Below are 15,487 nucleotides of genomic sequence, written 5' to 3'. Positions count from 1 at the left end.
CCGGATAGGTGAGGTTGTCCGCCTTCACGAAGGGAGCGAGGTAGGTGTCAAAGGAGGAAAACGCCTGCGCGCCGGCCCATTCGTTCTGCATGATGCCCAAAAAGTTGACCATCTGGTTGCACAGCGTAGCCAAATGACGGGCAGGTTTGGACGAAATCTTACCGGGAACGCCGCCCAAGCCTTCCTCGATAAGCTGGCGCAGCGACCAGCCTGCGCAGTAACCGGTAAGCATGGACAGGTCATGCAAGTGAATATCGGCGTTGCGGTGCGCGGCGGCAACCTCGGGGTCGTACACCTCGGACAGCCAGTAGTTTGCGGTAATGGCGCCAGAATTGGACAGAATCAACCCGCCCACGGAGTACGTGACCGTGGAGTTCTCCTTCACGCGCCAGTCCTCCACGCGCACATAGCTGTCCACGAGCTTCTTGTAGTCGAGCAGCGTGGCCTTGGCGTTGCGCACGTTCTCGCGCTGCTTGCGGTAGAGGATGTAGGCCTTGGCGACGTCGGCGTAACCCGCCTCAGAGAGCACGGCTTCTACGCTGTCCTGAATGTCCTCCACACCGATCAGGTCGTCTTTGACCTTGGGCTCGAAATGTGCCGTCACGTTGAGTGCCAGCATGTCGATGATCGTGGGATGGTACTGCTTATCGCAGGCGTCGAAGGCCTTGGTGATGGCAGCGGCGATCTTCTTGATGTCGAATGCGGCAATGGAGCCATCGCGTTTGGTGACCTGGTACATGACTGCCTCTTTCCTTCGAGCCGCGACCCTCGCGAGCCGCGCGACAACTTCCAGCTATGAGCACTTTAGAGTTGGCCTTTTCGCGTAACCACCCGTGGTTTCAAAAAGTAACGAGTGCGATGTCAATCCTATCGCCTTGGCACGTTGAATGCAATATTTTGTTTTGTTAAGTCTTTGTTGACACAAGATATTGTGTATTCAGGTGGAAAACCTGGGGAAAACTAATACCACTATGAATGCGCATCTGGGCAAACGCCCGTGCCACGCCGCTCGCCGGATAGCCCTCGATAATGCATGACGCTCTCGCGCGCACGATGCCCACCTGCGGCAATGCGACATAGCTTATGCATTGTCGCCCGCGCGCTTTGCCCCACACCCGCCCTATGGTTTTCGGCGAGCGGCAGGTGTCGCGTTTGCAAGGCACGAAAACGCACCGAAAGACAAGCGCAAGCATCACGTTTGCAGAACATGGAAAACACCGCGGCGCACGGTAAGAAGCTACCGAGGCGCGCGGGCGTCGATAAACCTAATCCACCCCACGCACCTGAACGGCGGGCACAATTGCGCGCACATCATCGGCAAAGGCGTGCATCTCATCGGCGCTACAGGCATGAAACCGCCCCTGCCCGCCGATCACGCCGTCGGAATCCACAAACCCCTGCAAATACCACGCTTGCGCCCCCCGGATGTCGGACGCGATGGCGCGAAGATGCGCCGTATCATGCAGTTCGCGCACCACGGTCGTGCGGAATTCGTACGGCACCAAACCCTGCATCAAAAATGTCGCAGACTCCCTCACCGCCGCCATCAGGGACGGCGCATGCTCAGGGGCAACACCTATCGCGCGTGCAAAGCGAAGCTCGGCGGCGCTCGCCTCAAGTGACTCGCCGAATTCTCCATTGCGGTTGGCCCCACGCATCTCCCCAAGATTGCTGGAAAGCCGTTTTCCGTGTTCTCCCACAAGCTTATCAAGCGGGCCAACCTCATCAGCCGATACATTCGGCATGCCAAACGCCGCCTTCACGTCCATCGCCACGTAGTCCACCAACCCGCGCTCCACCAAATGCTCAAGCGTGGCAGGAAAACTCCCGTTCGTATCAAGCTTGACCGCGAATCCCATGTCTTTGAGCTCGGCGCAAAAATCGGCGATATCAGGCTGCAACAGCGGCTCGCCGCCCGTGATGCACACGCCATCCAAAACGCCGCGGCGCTTCTCCAAAAACGCGCGGATCTCGTCCAGATCCATGGCCGGGAACCCCTCGCGCCCCGGCACCACGAGCGAGGCATTGTGGCAAAACGGACACCGGAAATCGCACCCCGGACAGAACAGCGTAGCGGCCATATGCTCAGGAAAATCCAGCAACGTAAGCTTTTGAAGTCCCGCTATGCGCATACGTCCATCCTCCATCCGAGAACCGCCGACGCCGCCATCATACGCCTCGTGCGCGACGAACTCTCCAGCAATCGCTCGCCGTGCATGCAAAATCGCCGCCCGGACGGACGGCGATTGGTTGAAATCTTGAAATAGATTGCGAAAATCGCGAGAGATAACCCCTACTTCGTCGTCACGATGGGAATCTCTTCCTCGAACACCTCGTCCAGATTGTCCTCGTAGATGTAGTGCTTGGTCTCGCGCGCAATCAGGCCCGACAGCATGAGCACCATGATGATGTTGGGCACCGCCATCAGCGCGTTGCCGATGTCGGAGATGGTCCACACCACGTCGCCCACGCCCATGGCGCCCAGGAAGCCCACAATCACGTATACCACCTGATAGGGGCGCTGCGCCTTGCGACCGAACAGGTAGGTGGCGCAGCGGTTGCCGTAGTAGCTCCAGCCGATGACGGTGGAATACGCGAAGCAGATCATGCCCAGCACCAGCACCGGCGTGCCGATCACAGGGATGGTGGCGAACGCCGCGCTGGACAGCGCCGCGCCCTCGGACAGGCTTTCGCCCTGCACGATGCCGGGATTCGCCAGCATGGTAGCCACTAGCACGATACCGGTGAGAGCGCAGATGACCACGGTGGACCAGAACGTGCCGGTCATGGCCACAAGCGCCTGACGAGCGGGGTTCTTGGTGGCAGCGGCCGCCGCCACAATGGGGGCGGAACCCAAACCGGATTCGTTGGAGAACAGGCCGCGCGCGCAACCGAACTGCAGCGCCACCATGATGCCGCTGCCCACCGCGCCGCCAAACGCGGCCTTTGCGGTGAACGCGCATTCGAAGATCAGTGCGATGGCCTGACCCACGAACTGCCAGTTGTACACCAGGATGAAAAGGCATCCGGCGGTGTAGGCGATGGCCATGAACGGCACCAGCTTCTCGCACACGTTGGCGATGCCCTTGATGCCTCCGAAGATGACCAGCGCCACCGCGATGGAAATGACCAGGGCGATTGCCCACGTGGGAATGCCGGGGATGCTGGACTCGATGATGCCCGTCATAGCGGCGGACTGCACGGCCGAACCGGTGCCGATGGTGGCGACGATCGCGAACAGCGCGAACGCCACGGCGCCCAGCTTGGCCCACCACGGGGTGCTGCCGTCCTTGCGCTTGAACGCGCGTTCCCAGGCGTACATGGCGCCGCCGAGCATCTCCCCGCCGCTGTCCTTGACGCGGTAGCGCACCGAGGCGTACACCTCGGCGTACTTGGTGGCGATGCCGAACACGCCGGTGAGCCACATCCAGAACACGGCGCCCGGGCCGCCCGAGATGATGGCGGTGGCCACACCCACGATGGAGCCCGTGCCGATGGTGCTGGCCAGCGCGGTGGCAAGCGCGCCGAACTGGCTCACGTCGCCCTCGGAACCCTCGTCGTTGACGACGGACATCTTGATGGCCAGCGGCAGCTTGCGCTGGATGAAGCCCGGGCGGATGGTGAGGAAGATATGCGAGCCCAACAGCAGGCATATCATGACCGGGCCCCACACGAAGGCGTCGATCTGGTTAAGCATGTTGATAATATCCATGGTGCTACTTCTATCTTGTCCAACTACATAGAATCAGTCGAACGATTTTACCAAAGCATGCTTTACCTGGATTTTACGAGATTGTTAATGGTTTAAGCAGCCTGTGGGCGGCAGAAAAAGCGGCGCGTGCGCCTCAATTCTTACGCGGCATAACAGTATGCTCCTGCACCATCTGGCAGTACTTCTCCTCCGTTGCGCACTTGGTAGGCTCCCACCAGTCGCGGTGGTTTTCGTACCAGGCAATCGTCTCGCGCAGGCCGGCGGCAAAGTCGGTATGCTGCGGACGCCAGCCCAGTTCGCGACGCAGTTTGGTGGGGTCGATGGCGTAGCGGCGATCATGGCCGGGGCGGTCGCGCACCCAGTCGAAATCGTCTGCGTCGCGACCCATGGCCTCAAGAATCGCATGCAGCACGTCGATGTTCGAGCGCTCGCCGTCCGCGCCAATCAGATACGTTTCGCCGATGCGCCCGCGTGTGAGAATCTCCCACACGGCGCTCGAGTGGTCGTCTACATGAATCCAGTCGCGCACATTGCGTCCGTCGCCGTAAAGCTTGGGACGCTCACCGCACAGGATGTTGGTGATCTGGCGCGGAATGAACTTCTCCACGTGTTGGTAGGGGCCGTAGTTGTTGGAGCAGTTGGAGATGGTGGCACGCACGCCATAGGTGTGCACCCACGCGCGCACCAGCATGTCGCCCGCCGCTTTGGTGGACGAGTACGGCGAGCTGGGGCGATACGGCGAGTCTTCCGTCAAGCGAGAGGGGTCGTCAAGCGCGAGGTCGCCGTACACCTCGTCGGTGGACACGTGGTGGAAGCGCACGTCGTGGGCGCGGCACGCCTCCAGCAGACGCATCACGCCCTCCACGTTGGCGCGCAGGAACGGCTCAGGGTCGGCAATGGATCGGTCCACGTGGGTCTCGGCGGCAAAGTTGACCACGGCGTCGCACTCGGGCACAAGGCGACCCAGCAAACCCGCGTCGCAGATATCGCCCACCACAAGCGTCACGCGATCCGCCGGAAGCCCCACAAGATTGGCCGGATTACCCGCGTACGTGAGCACATCGAGCACCGTCACCCGCACGTCAGGATGCTCGCGCACCACCCAACGCACAAAGTTGGACCCCATAAACCCGCATCCGCCGGTGACTAGGATGTGCTGCACTTTTGCTCCTAGAATCTGATTCCCTATTTATTGCCTATCATCGATTATGCATCGTTTACCGATTGTCGTTTGATGACACTCGGGCTCATTCGAATCGCTTGTCCCATTCGTCTTGACGCCGCTCCAGCTCATCAAAAAACTCGCCGGAGCCCCATCTGCCAATTCGACGATTGACTGCATCGAGGCTGAACGGCTCATAGCATTGTGCGTATCCCCAGGCAGCCATCTCATCATGGTTTGGATCATCCGCATTACTAATCGCTTTAAGAAAATGCTCGAAGCCCGGCACGAAACCGACATCCTCCGGGGGCGCATCGCCTTCGCCATCCGCGCATGCCGGCATTCCCCCGCTATAATCCTTCAGCGTCTCCACCAGCTTGATTTTGTGCTCCCAATTGCACCCGTAGTCATAGGTATAGTAAGCCACGCGCGTGCGGGGAAATACCTCGTCGAGGTATACCGACATGTCATCAACCGCGCGGTGCTTACCCGCCGATGGCGCAAACATCGCATCGACGCCAAAGGCATCGGGATTCGCAAGCATGAGGTCTTCACCATGAGTTCGCAGCTTGAAATCGTAGAGATGGGCGTCCTGCCAAAGAAAAACCGCTTGAATCGCCTGATGAAGATCAGCGAATGTAAACCAAGCAGGCACTACAATCTCGCGCCAGCAGGGATGCAGGCCATCAAGGTCAAGCTCAACGCGCAATCTAAAGGCACCGCTGTGCTTTTTACGCTCCTCCAGATCGGCACAAAGACTCTCAATCATGCCGTCCTCGAAATCGAGAAAAGCGTTCGATAGAAACTCAGCTTGCTTGCATGCCGCATCGGTTAGATAAACCGAATCTGACGCTCGGCTTGTACTGATAAGCCCTTCGCGACTCAGGGATTCGATAGCCTCCTGAGCGTAGGTCTTTTCCGCACGACGAACGCTTACGCCCGATGCGTTTTCGCTTTGTGACGTAAGATAGAGCAACATGAGAGTAAGATCGTTTATGAGTCCTTTGCGAAGATTTTCGTCCATGGCGAACTCCTCCCGAAAGCACTGGCAAGACGATAGAATTGTAACGCATGCACACCACGCTTTCGTTCAGAGGGCCATTCCCTCTTCCCGCCTAGACAGCGCTTCTTGATCCCATCCGGACGGTTTTTGTAAAAGGCATTTTCCCTCAGAAAGCTCTGCCTCCCTGCATGAACTCGGGAATGTTGGCATGATGGTGCCGTCCCTTTTTAGTAATAAGGTTCTACGGCATGTCGCCGCAGTCCCCAGCAGCCGCAAGGCGCACTTGGGCAGGCAGTAGCCGTCGTAGCCGAAGCTGGAATCCGTTGTAATGCGAGCCGATGCGCGGGTCAGGACACACGCCGCGGATGATCTCGGCGGTGTCGAGCCCTAGGGATGCCACATAGGCGTCGAGCTCGTTGAAGCAGGACACGCGCAGCGCTTCGAATGAGCCGGCAGGCCCGAACGTATTCTCCTTCATGCCACCTCACTGCAGCTTGGCACAGCTTGGCACAGCTTGGCACAGCTATTGCTTCGTTGCCGGAGAATAGGACTGGGTCGGATCGCTTTGATTCCTGCCGCGCCACTCGAGAAGACCGATTTCTTCGAGATGCTTAAGTGCCCGAATGGCGGATCGCCTAGATATGCCAGAGGCCTTAACGAGTGGCGCTGTCGTAACCCTTCCATTCTCTCCGGCAGGCTTAAGTGCGTTTTCTCATATCCGCTCAGTCGGAAGAACAACTCCAGTGGGACAAACGCCCACGTCTATCGCGATTACAATCACGACTCCGCCTCAGCATGAAACCCCAAATCCCCCTTGGCGAGCTTCCTCCCATCGGATTTTACACGACGCTCCACACCTTGCTATCACCACGCGCTGCTCGATAACCTCCTGACGCCGCGTCTGCACGGCGAAATACGCCTGCGCAAGTGCGATCTCCTCCTTGCGCACGTCGCCGTTCTGGGCGATGAGATAGCATGCATAGCGCGTGAGTTTATAATCACGAACTTCGCGACGCGCAACTCCGGCAATAACCATTTTCGTGACCTCACGAAAATGGGATTCAACAGGAATTTTATTGGTTTCACAGGAATCTTGCGCATTTGGCAAAGCTTTTCTCAAGTTTAATCTACTCTCTAATAGAGAGAGTTTTCTCTATTGATTCCATACCCATGGCATCAAGTACGTCACGCAGACCAACAGTCTTCAAATCGTTCGCGATATCGAGCAGAAGAGTTCCAACGCTCTTCACCATACGCAAATTCTCGTCCTTTGGCAGAATAAGCCCCAAATCGGATATAACGCCGGATATGCTCACATCCTTCGAAGGAGACACCCTTGCGCAATACAGGCGTTCGTCATGCGCGCAGATATTCCTGAAATCTTTTATATGGTCGTACGCGAGCCTGAGCTGCCGTTCGCTAATTCGCACAGGCACGTCATGGGTATCCGCATAAAGCATGGAGAAGTGCTTTGCTATCGCGTTGCGCATTGATTCGTTCTGGAATTCATAGAATTTGAAAGCCTGCCCAAGAGTCATGTATCTCAATAGAACCCACAGAGGAACCTCATCATGGTGTTGCCTGTAGTGCTCCAGGTAAGCCTTTCTCTTCGGGCGTTTGTGGGGATTTCTCCCTAGCGCGGTATTGAAATCAGAAATAAGCCCATCTATCCGACCGGCATACCGCCGCTCTTGACGGTAGTTAGCTATTTTCAGATACGGTTCGATCTCGCTGGCGTGAGCCGCAGAAAACTGATACGCACAGGCGGTTTTGAGAGTCGCTTCGGCGATGGAGAAATACCTGAACATCGTCAGACGCAAATCCCTATCGAACGAATAGAGCTTGAACATTTCCTGGAAGGTAGCACCGGGCTTATACACGTCGCCATTACCACCAATCATGGCTGGCCTATCCAGAAACAAATCCTTGTATCCGTTTACGATGGAATAGTAGCCCTCTTGCCTCAACATATGGACAGTATCTGCATCCGTTTGCATGCCCCTGGATTCAAGTATGGCAATTTGCTCATCGACCGTTTTAAAAGGCTTATCCATCTCGAGCACCCCCTAGAGACGCAAAAACCGCCTTACGGCGGCTTTGCGGACTACGCCGGACGTACCGTCGCGCAATCTCATCACATAGGCAACTTTACAGCCATGGCATTCTTCCGTCAATCCCTATCGGACACAATGCACAGAGTCCATGCCCCATTACGAAGCAGTCGATCTCTCGTATGCACCTTCTCCGCCACGTCGGCGAGTTCCTCGCTCCAGCGGTTGGTGATGGTCACGTCGCGCTCGCCCTTGAACGCCCCGAGGTCGTGCGTGACCTCGCCGGCCGTTGAAGTCCGGCGCGTCCAGCGCGGACTCGTAGGCCGCCACGAGCACGCCCTTGACCTTCACGCGGCGCGTGTGCCCTGCACCGAGCTCGCGCGAAAGTTGTCCGAGCTGGTCTTCATGGTGAGGCGGTGCACCCCGGCCACCGGCGCCTTCACGCCGGAGCATGCGAGCTCGTTCACGCGCCTGAGCACCTCGTCGGACGCGTTGCTCCTTGCGCGTGCGGTTGGAGTCCACGATGGCCTCGATGAGGTTCCGCGGCCCGTCGCTGTAGTTCGCCAGCAGCTGCTTGGTGTCCTTGGGCAGGCAGTAGCCGCCGCGCCTTCAGTAGAATTCCACCACCATCCGTTTGAACTCGGGCGTGTACTTCGGTAACGGATGTTCCATGTCTGCCTCCGTTCCCTTGTTTGCGGCATCATGCCCAAATGGAACTCGCTGCGTCAACGGAAACAAGATTGATTTAGATTAACGAAGCTGAACTACATGAGTCCGGTCGAGTTTCGGAAAGACGGAACTCAGTTTCCGACAAAGGTGTCCATGCGGGATTGTCACTCCACGCGGATATCGCAAGACGGAGACGAAACGTTGCGCTCCGGATGACGTCAAAAAGAATACCGTCGGCATGCCCCGCGACCGGCCAAGAGCTATTCCGTGGACTTGTGTACACAGGATAGCTCTTGCTTTGCTTTATCCGAAAGACCTAAAAGCCAGGGACTACGCTAGCCAAGTTCGGAAACGATTCAGCAAGAAGCTGGGATAGGGTTCCAATACATGTTCGATCTGCGCTCGTTTAATCAAGGCATTCAGTTTCAAAGTCGTGCTTCTATTCGTTGCAGATGGCCCCAAAACAGCGGCGACCTCTTTGACAACAAGTCTGTCATCAAAGAGTTCTTCGCAAAGCTGGGCTTCCGCTATCCCACTCACTCCGTATTTCAAGCGTTTTTGGAGCGCAAGGAGATCTTCTTCGTACACTTCGGTTCCGAGAACAATCGAGACGGCGTCGCTAACCCGCGAGACGAAGTGGGACAAATCATAGCTTATGGTCTCTGCGGCAACCTTGCTGATTGATTCCAAGCTCGGACGGCTTCGCTTCGACGAGACGCAATCATTTTCTGCCTGCGTGAGGATTGACTCAATGCTCGCTCCCTCCATCCACATGCGAGCGATGGTGGCAAGTCCTTGAGCGGTCAGCCATTTTTGATGATTCGGATGCTCAATATCGAAAAACGCATTGACGAGCAGCGCCAGGTCGATGCAGCCACCTTTCAGGAAAGAGGAGCATTCTTCCGTTTCTATCCAATTTTGCAACGCGATCGACTTACGAATTCCCGCTTGGGTTTTCGCCACCATAGCAATCCGCTGCTCGCCATTCTGCTCTTCGAAGTGGTCGTAAATTGCTTCAAAGAGCTTAATCAGGAGGTCTTGCTTGTCATCGTCCATGCAATAATAGGCATACGTGTTCGAGCAAATCATTTTAGTGTCCAACATTTGCTCGCCTTTTGCATCCACCATGCTGGCAACGTAATTTTCCACCGCCTCAAGCGAGGTAATTTTCTCAGAGACATTCCTGCTAATTTTCTCCGGCGCGCATTCAAGGGCCGATGCCAGAGCGTCGGTGAGTTCCGATTCGAGGTCACTGTCGTTGAAATGCTCCAAAATGAAGTTGGCTACATCCGAGCCTTTCACCCTCCGTTCCGCTTTCCCGTTCCATATGGTGACGTCATCGAACAAACCGAGTATTGCACTCTCGCATTTTTCTACTGCAGAGGCCTCAAACAACCTTCGGTAATCTCTTCTTGTGCGCTGGTCCTCCAAACCGACATCGCAAACAATGATGCTTCCTTCGCTGTATTTTCCGGCGCGTGCGGTCCTCCCAATAAGATTCTGAAAATCCCTTACTGTGGCGTTTTCGAAGCCGTTTGATCTGTCCGTAACCAGCAGATATCGAATAGGAAGGTTGACACCCTGCGCCAGTGTGGAAGTGCACGAGACGCATCTCACGGCCCCGGCTCTCATAGCGTGCTCAATAGCCTGCTTGAGCGCGCCTTGTAAAGTGCGGAAATGCGGGAGTATTCCCGACGATGCGCTTTTTGAGAAGACGCAATGCTCCCCGTAGTGCAATGCGAACAACCGTGCAATTCTCTCCAGCTCACCGAGGTCGCTAAGCGAGGTGATTCGGGAGAAATCAAGACCGAAGGAAATCAATTCCGCTATACGTTCGTGGAAAGCCCAAACGTTGCTGCTTTGGGGTATGAAGATAGCGGCCGGTCCCCCGTGGGCTAACTGCATTGAGTAGAACAAAGCTAAATCGCCCGATCTCCGTCTCTTGGTGGATGCCTTCAAATCGGGGAATTGCGTTGCCGCTCCGTTTTGCAATGGCGAAGGGAGAGTGCGAGCCGAGATATGATAAGGGAGGAAATAATCCAGATTTGCAGAACCTCCGTATTGAAAGAAGTCTATTCTGCCCGTATTACGGGAGAGAAACCCTATCGTCTTTTCTGTGGACTCGATCCCATCTCCTCTAGTGCATCTTAAGGAGTCGGAGAACGCCCATTCGGATAACTTGTCTGGATTCGATGTCACCGCAGAAATCAAGACGAGCTGAGCATTTTCTCTCGCCGTTATTATTTCCGCCAACAGCAGTTCGTACGAGGGCCCTCGCGACGCATTGTCAATCAGATGGGATTCATCGAATACGAATAAATCAATGTCCGTCACCCTCAATTCAGAATGATGGAGCACAAATGACAGCTTTTCCGGGGTGAAGATAAGCACCTCCGGTTTAGAATCACCCAGATTAAGCCAATCATCCAGTTCAAAGATATCGCTTGCATGATGAACGCGCGCCACATCACCCAAGCTATCCTCCAAGTCTTTAGAGATTTCAGAGCAAAGAGCTCTTAGCGGGGCAACGACAATTGAAGTGCCGCAATTCCCCGCGAGAATCCTCGATCGAACGATCAGCTCGATACTCTTGGTTTTCCCTGACCCCGTTGGAAGTTGAATAAAGAGATTCTCGCCTGCAAAAGCGCCCTTTTCCCCGACCCTCTGTTGCGCTTGCCATAAGAGCTTTCCGAACTTGTTCGATTTCAGGGTCGGCTCCCAGGAATCTAGAGATATCCCCGAATAACGAGGAAGGAGAGTTGCCGCAGCATACTCCATGGAGAGGGCTGCGCAAGTTCTGACGACGTCGGCAAAAAAGCTATTTGCTGCGTTGTCCTCGATCAGATTCCGATTCACCTCTTCAGTTACTTTCTGCTTGTCTTCAAAGCATCCTTCCATATAGGAGACGAAAAGAGGAAGCGGAAACGATTCGTCTTTTGCGCAGTTGAACAGGTAGCCCACCATGTCCAAAAAGAGACATGCGTTCCGCCCCAACACATCCTTTGAGCTTATTTTATTCAGAGTAAATTTTGAGCTTCCGTAGTTTCCGAGAAGGAAGTATGCCGTGCAGGCCAAAGTCCAGTAGCTGTCGGCTTTTCGAGCGTGCCTATTCTCATTTGCGGCGGCATTGAGGAAAGAGGCCGTATAGGACAGATCCCTTTTGGAACCATCATCCATCTCGCCTTTTTCCGAAAGAAAATCCAAAGCGTCGGAAATTGCCAGAACGCTTTCGAAGCAAAGGCTGTCGGAGTCGAATGCGAATTCCGGCATTTCGCCAGAGTCCACCATGAACTCATCGATTTTTGCTCTGGTTCGGGCGTATTGCAATCCTCTTTCCGATCTCTTTCCGAATATCATTTCACGCACCTGTCGTAAACGCTATGCACTAATTCCATCAGTTTATTCCCGTGGATCACAATCAATCTCTCATCTTCCGAAAGCCCCAAAGACTCGGGGGGACAGCTCTCAAGGGCGGTAACATCTCCCAACGAGACCACGGCCGCGGAACCCCTTCTGATGGTAAGAGGATGTTCGGTTAGGTTCAGGAGCCTTCTACATTCCGAAGCAGTGCAATCATCCCCTACTCTTCTGCTTCGCCTCTCGAAAGCCCTTAGAGAAAACGGGGCTCTGAAATCCCCGTCAGGCGCATCTTTTCGTGAATGCATGGCAGCATTTTTTATTACTTTATCTAGTTCCACTGGGTCTGTCAGCTTTGCCTTCACCTCGATAATGAGCAGAAGGTCGTCCCTTTTCGGATTATCGGGATCCTCTATCTTGTATGCGATTACATCCGAACCCTGATCAGATGCATTCGGGTTAATTCTATCGATTTGTTTATACCGGGGAACGCTAAACCCCTCGATGAATTGCAGCAAATCACTGATGATGATTTCAGCGAAATCTCCGGCCCGAACCGCCGGCCCACGCTTGTCTCGTTCATAGCGCATGGGAATGCAGAAATCTGAGAGATAGTCCTTCACATTCATTTCATGCAACGAACAGTCTTCGAGCAGTTCGTCATCGCGGATATAATGCCTTCTCACATGTAGAGCCCAAGCTTCGAGTTCGGCTTCGTCAATCTCCCAGTCTAGAAAATAGCAGTCGGTTTGGATGCCGAGAACATGCTCTTTCTCGCGCAAAAGCCATTTAATATAGCTCGGTCGAGGGAGATTCCGGATGTTGTCTTTATTGATTGCGGGTAGGTCGGCTATCGTCAAATGCTCCTCCAATCACTAAGGCAGCAAATCGTAAACAGCAGAATCATATTCCAGAGTAATCGGACTAGACTCCTTCGTGGGTCGCGAACCCGTAATGATTTTTTTCGGATAGCCCAACAAACATCGTCGCTATCTTTTAGCTCTGAATAATATCGATTCTCCGCCGTCCCAGTCGTTGCTCCTCTTCGCTTCCATGTATACGCTTGGAATATTAGATTGACCCCAACTGGCTAACAAGCTCTTTTCACATAGAATCAAAGCGGCCTTGCCTCCACATGCAGAGCCAACGAACACCCGAATAGGACGCAGTGGATTACAGGGCGATGGCTTATCGGGATAATTGAAAGAGCCATCGGAATTCTCGTCAAACGCACTTGTCATATGTCCATCATTTCAACCATAAACAATAGTAGACAGCATAAATGAAAACAGAATCGTTTAAAACATAATCACAGCGTCGAAAGACTGGGTGTGTTAACCGCGTTCCTTCTCGTGCGAAATCCTTCGAAAACGTCACATTAGAAAGCCCGCTCGTCGGCACCAAACCGGCAATCAATCACGACATCGAAAGACGGGCGCATCCACGCATGGCAGCCGGTCCAGTAGCAGAATCCATCGTCGATATGCGCAGTCCCTATCCCCGCCTCGGAAAGCGCATCGAAATACGGTTCGCTCACGCCGCAAGCATCCACGAGCAACGCGGCATCGCCCCCCGGCATAGAGCTCCGCGACCTTTCGAGGCCGTCCGTCTTGAGGCGGATCGCCTCGTCCGCTATCTCCTGCGTCAGCTTCGGTCGCCTCGCCACGCGAATACCCCCCGTGAAATTCGATAGAACCTCTCACGGTGGATTCTCCCGGCGCATCACGAAAGAAGAGCGGTACCCACATTATTGCTTCTGTAGCTAAGGCACATGTCGCACAGGGGCATGAGCTATTCTGAGATAGCTGGGGAAATGCCCATTTTTCGCGGTAAGAAAGCCAAGTATTTTAAGCGTGCGATGCCCCTTGTATATTTCATCGGCGTTTTGTTGCGCAACGACAAGAGTATCACGAGGACCATCCGCTCTGATTACTTCGAAACGGCCTTCCGCCAAGTCAGAAAAGAAGTTCTCCAAATGCTCTCTCCTATAAAGTTCCTCAGAGGTATCAAAGGAGAGAGATCCACTTGAGTCCTTGAGCACGACGCGCTTATTCAGGGCTTCATTCCCAGACAGACTTTCGTACAACCGTATTGACTCATCGACCGCCCCTCGACACCAGGCAATGCTATCCTTTGCCTCAAGGAGTCGATTTTCCAGTGCCTCAAGTCCTGAGCGTCTTTCATCAAGTTTTATCCGCATCTTCTTAAGAGATAGGGAGAATAACGTGCGATCTTCCACGAAACTGGCGTTTCGCAAAGTGTTGTCTGCTGATGCAATTAGATTGTTTTTTCTTGAGATACTATGGCTTACTTGCTCATCTTGCTCCTGAAGCGTTCGCCGTAGCTTTTTCAGATTCTCAATATCATCAAGCAATGTCTCCGATGGAACATCCGGAGTTTCTTCAACAAGGTTTGCCTGAGGAGCTTCCAAGCTGATAGCGACACCCCTGAAGAAATCAGAAAGCTTACCCTGGGTTTCGACAGATTTAGATAAATCCCGCTCCAGCTTCGTGAGTGCCTTTAATGATGTCTGCGCCTCGTCGAGAATAAGGAGCAGATGCGACTTAAGTTCTACGTAACGATACAAGTTTTTCAGCCCCAACATCAGACACCAGGCCCCAAGAATCAGCAGAAGGAAATAAAAATACAAATAGAGAGGGGCGAGGAAGTCGGTCAGATCGAGAATTGAAGCGAGACGGGCGAGGGCAAAAAATAATATTCCTCCTAAGACGAGGAAAAGAAGCGACCTGGGTAGACATGTCCAGCGTGCCTTACCTCCAGTAAGCATGCTCAGTTCCCTCTCGATGTGCTCAGAGAGCATATTGAGAGAGTCGGGCATCAAACGCTCACCGTCTGATTTTGAGGTGAGGCTCCGGTATATCTCGATATCACTTTTTATGCGTCCACGCTGGCTAATCTCAGAAAAGAGAGATCCAGCCAGAGAAAGTACGGCAGCAAGGCATGGGACAATCACGGTGGCGAGCAATTCAATCGACACTTCCAAACCCCTTCAAATCGTCAAGAAAGACTTAATGAGCCATTTTTATCGTGGGTAAGCGTTTCCGCGCTACGCAGAATCTACGGGCTGGAACACTCGTTAGCGTTATAGTACGCTCCCGTCTTCCCTTGAGCCCGTACTTCCTGCACAGGCGGCTGTTGCGCTACCGCGTCATGCCCCACTCGTGCCGCATCTCCACTCGATCTCGGCCGCCGCGTAGGCCGCACCCCGAGAACTCGCCTCACACAGGACGTCATCCTGCTCCTCTGCCTACCAGCCAAAACACGTATCGGCTCAACGCCTCAAGCGGTTTCGGGCGAAGGCGGCCCACCCGCGACCGTCCGCTCGAGAAACGCCCCAGCGCCTCGTCGTCGATTCAGCTTCACGCTCGCAAGGGCCCCAAAGTCTGAACGGCGCGCATCGGTAACGTACAATTTGTTGCGCACTTTGACAGCGGAATAGCGTCCAAATAGGAAGGAGGGCACGGCCCGCCCCGGTATGATTCGAGTTGTCGAGACAAGAAACATGCTGGAGG

Annotated in this window: 13 protein-coding genes; 1 reads left to right on the top strand and 12 read right to left on the bottom strand. The window is 54.5% G+C overall.

Translation table 11 applies throughout. The annotated features are described in order from the left end of the window. On the bottom strand, window positions 1-739 hold a 739-nt coding region (gene nrdD / locus Q0J60_RS04040; protein ID WP_294438963.1), incomplete at its 3' end, for an anaerobic ribonucleoside-triphosphate reductase. Between the two features lie 526 nt (window positions 740-1,265). Next, window positions 1,266-2,081: an anaerobic ribonucleoside-triphosphate reductase activating protein gene (locus tag Q0J60_RS04035; RefSeq protein ID WP_294438962.1), complete on the bottom strand. Its 816-nt coding sequence runs from the start codon at window positions 2,079-2,081 to the stop codon at window positions 1,266-1,268. On the opposite strand from Q0J60_RS04035, the gene Q0J60_RS04030 reads away from it, so the two are divergent. Next, entirely contained in the window at window positions 2,082-2,267 is a 186-nt protein-coding gene (locus Q0J60_RS04030; protein WP_294438960.1) for a hypothetical protein, read from the top strand. Between the two features lie 26 nt (window positions 2,268-2,293). Here the strand turns inward: Q0J60_RS04030 and Q0J60_RS04025 are convergent, their stop codons facing one another. The 10 genes from Q0J60_RS04025 to Q0J60_RS03980 form a co-directional block, all read right to left on the bottom strand. Beyond that, a complete protein-coding gene (locus tag Q0J60_RS04025; RefSeq protein ID WP_294438959.1) occupies window positions 2,294-3,712 on the bottom strand; it encodes a sodium:alanine symporter family protein in 1,419 nt (472 codons plus the stop codon). Window positions 3,713-3,845: 133 nt separating this feature from the next. After that, window positions 3,846-4,874, bottom strand: a complete 1,029-nt coding sequence (gene rfbB, locus Q0J60_RS04020) for a dTDP-glucose 4,6-dehydratase (protein WP_294438958.1) — start codon at window positions 4,872-4,874, stop codon at window positions 3,846-3,848. Window positions 4,875-4,959: 85 nt separating this feature from the next. Beyond that, window positions 4,960-5,898, bottom strand: a complete 939-nt coding sequence (locus Q0J60_RS04015) for a plasmid pRiA4b ORF-3 family protein (protein ID WP_294438957.1) — start codon at window positions 5,896-5,898, stop codon at window positions 4,960-4,962. Window positions 5,899-6,118: 220 nt separating this feature from the next. Next, window positions 6,119-6,355 (bottom strand): hypothetical protein, encoded by a 237-nt coding sequence (locus Q0J60_RS04010; protein WP_367178779.1) that lies wholly within the window; start codon window positions 6,353-6,355, stop codon window positions 6,119-6,121. Between the two features lie 312 nt (window positions 6,356-6,667). Continuing rightward, window positions 6,668-6,997 carry a hypothetical protein gene (locus Q0J60_RS04005; protein ID WP_294438956.1) on the bottom strand — a complete coding sequence of 110 codons (330 nt, stop codon included), beginning with the start codon at window positions 6,995-6,997 and terminating at the stop codon, window positions 6,668-6,670. Window positions 6,998-7,004: 7 nt separating this feature from the next. After that, window positions 7,005-7,931 (bottom strand): Abi family protein, encoded by a 927-nt coding sequence (locus tag Q0J60_RS04000; protein WP_294438955.1) that lies wholly within the window; start codon window positions 7,929-7,931, stop codon window positions 7,005-7,007. A gap of 996 nt (window positions 7,932-8,927) precedes the next feature. Further along, entirely contained in the window at window positions 8,928-11,885 is a 2,958-nt protein-coding gene (locus Q0J60_RS03995; RefSeq protein WP_294438954.1) for a DEAD/DEAH box helicase, read from the bottom strand. Window positions 11,886-11,950: 65 nt separating this feature from the next. Continuing rightward, the gene (locus Q0J60_RS03990; protein WP_294438953.1) at window positions 11,951-12,814 is read right to left on the bottom strand and encodes a hypothetical protein; all 864 of its coding nucleotides are present in this window, start codon (window positions 12,812-12,814) and stop codon (window positions 11,951-11,953) included. 518 nt (window positions 12,815-13,332) lie between these two features. Next, window positions 13,333-13,620: a hypothetical protein gene (locus Q0J60_RS03985; RefSeq protein WP_294438952.1), complete on the bottom strand. Its 288-nt coding sequence runs from the start codon at window positions 13,618-13,620 to the stop codon at window positions 13,333-13,335. A 96-nt stretch (window positions 13,621-13,716) separates the two neighbouring features. Beyond that, window positions 13,717-14,952 (bottom strand): hypothetical protein, encoded by a 1,236-nt coding sequence (locus Q0J60_RS03980; RefSeq protein ID WP_294438951.1) that lies wholly within the window; start codon window positions 14,950-14,952, stop codon window positions 13,717-13,719. Window positions 14,953-15,487: the final 535 nt, after the last annotated feature.

Source organism: uncultured Slackia sp. (assembly GCF_944321625.1).
Lineage (GTDB): Bacteria > Actinomycetota > Coriobacteriia > Coriobacteriales > Eggerthellaceae > Slackia.
The sequence above is the reverse complement of the archived record's forward strand: the minus strand, read 5'-3'. Positions and strand labels throughout refer to the sequence as shown.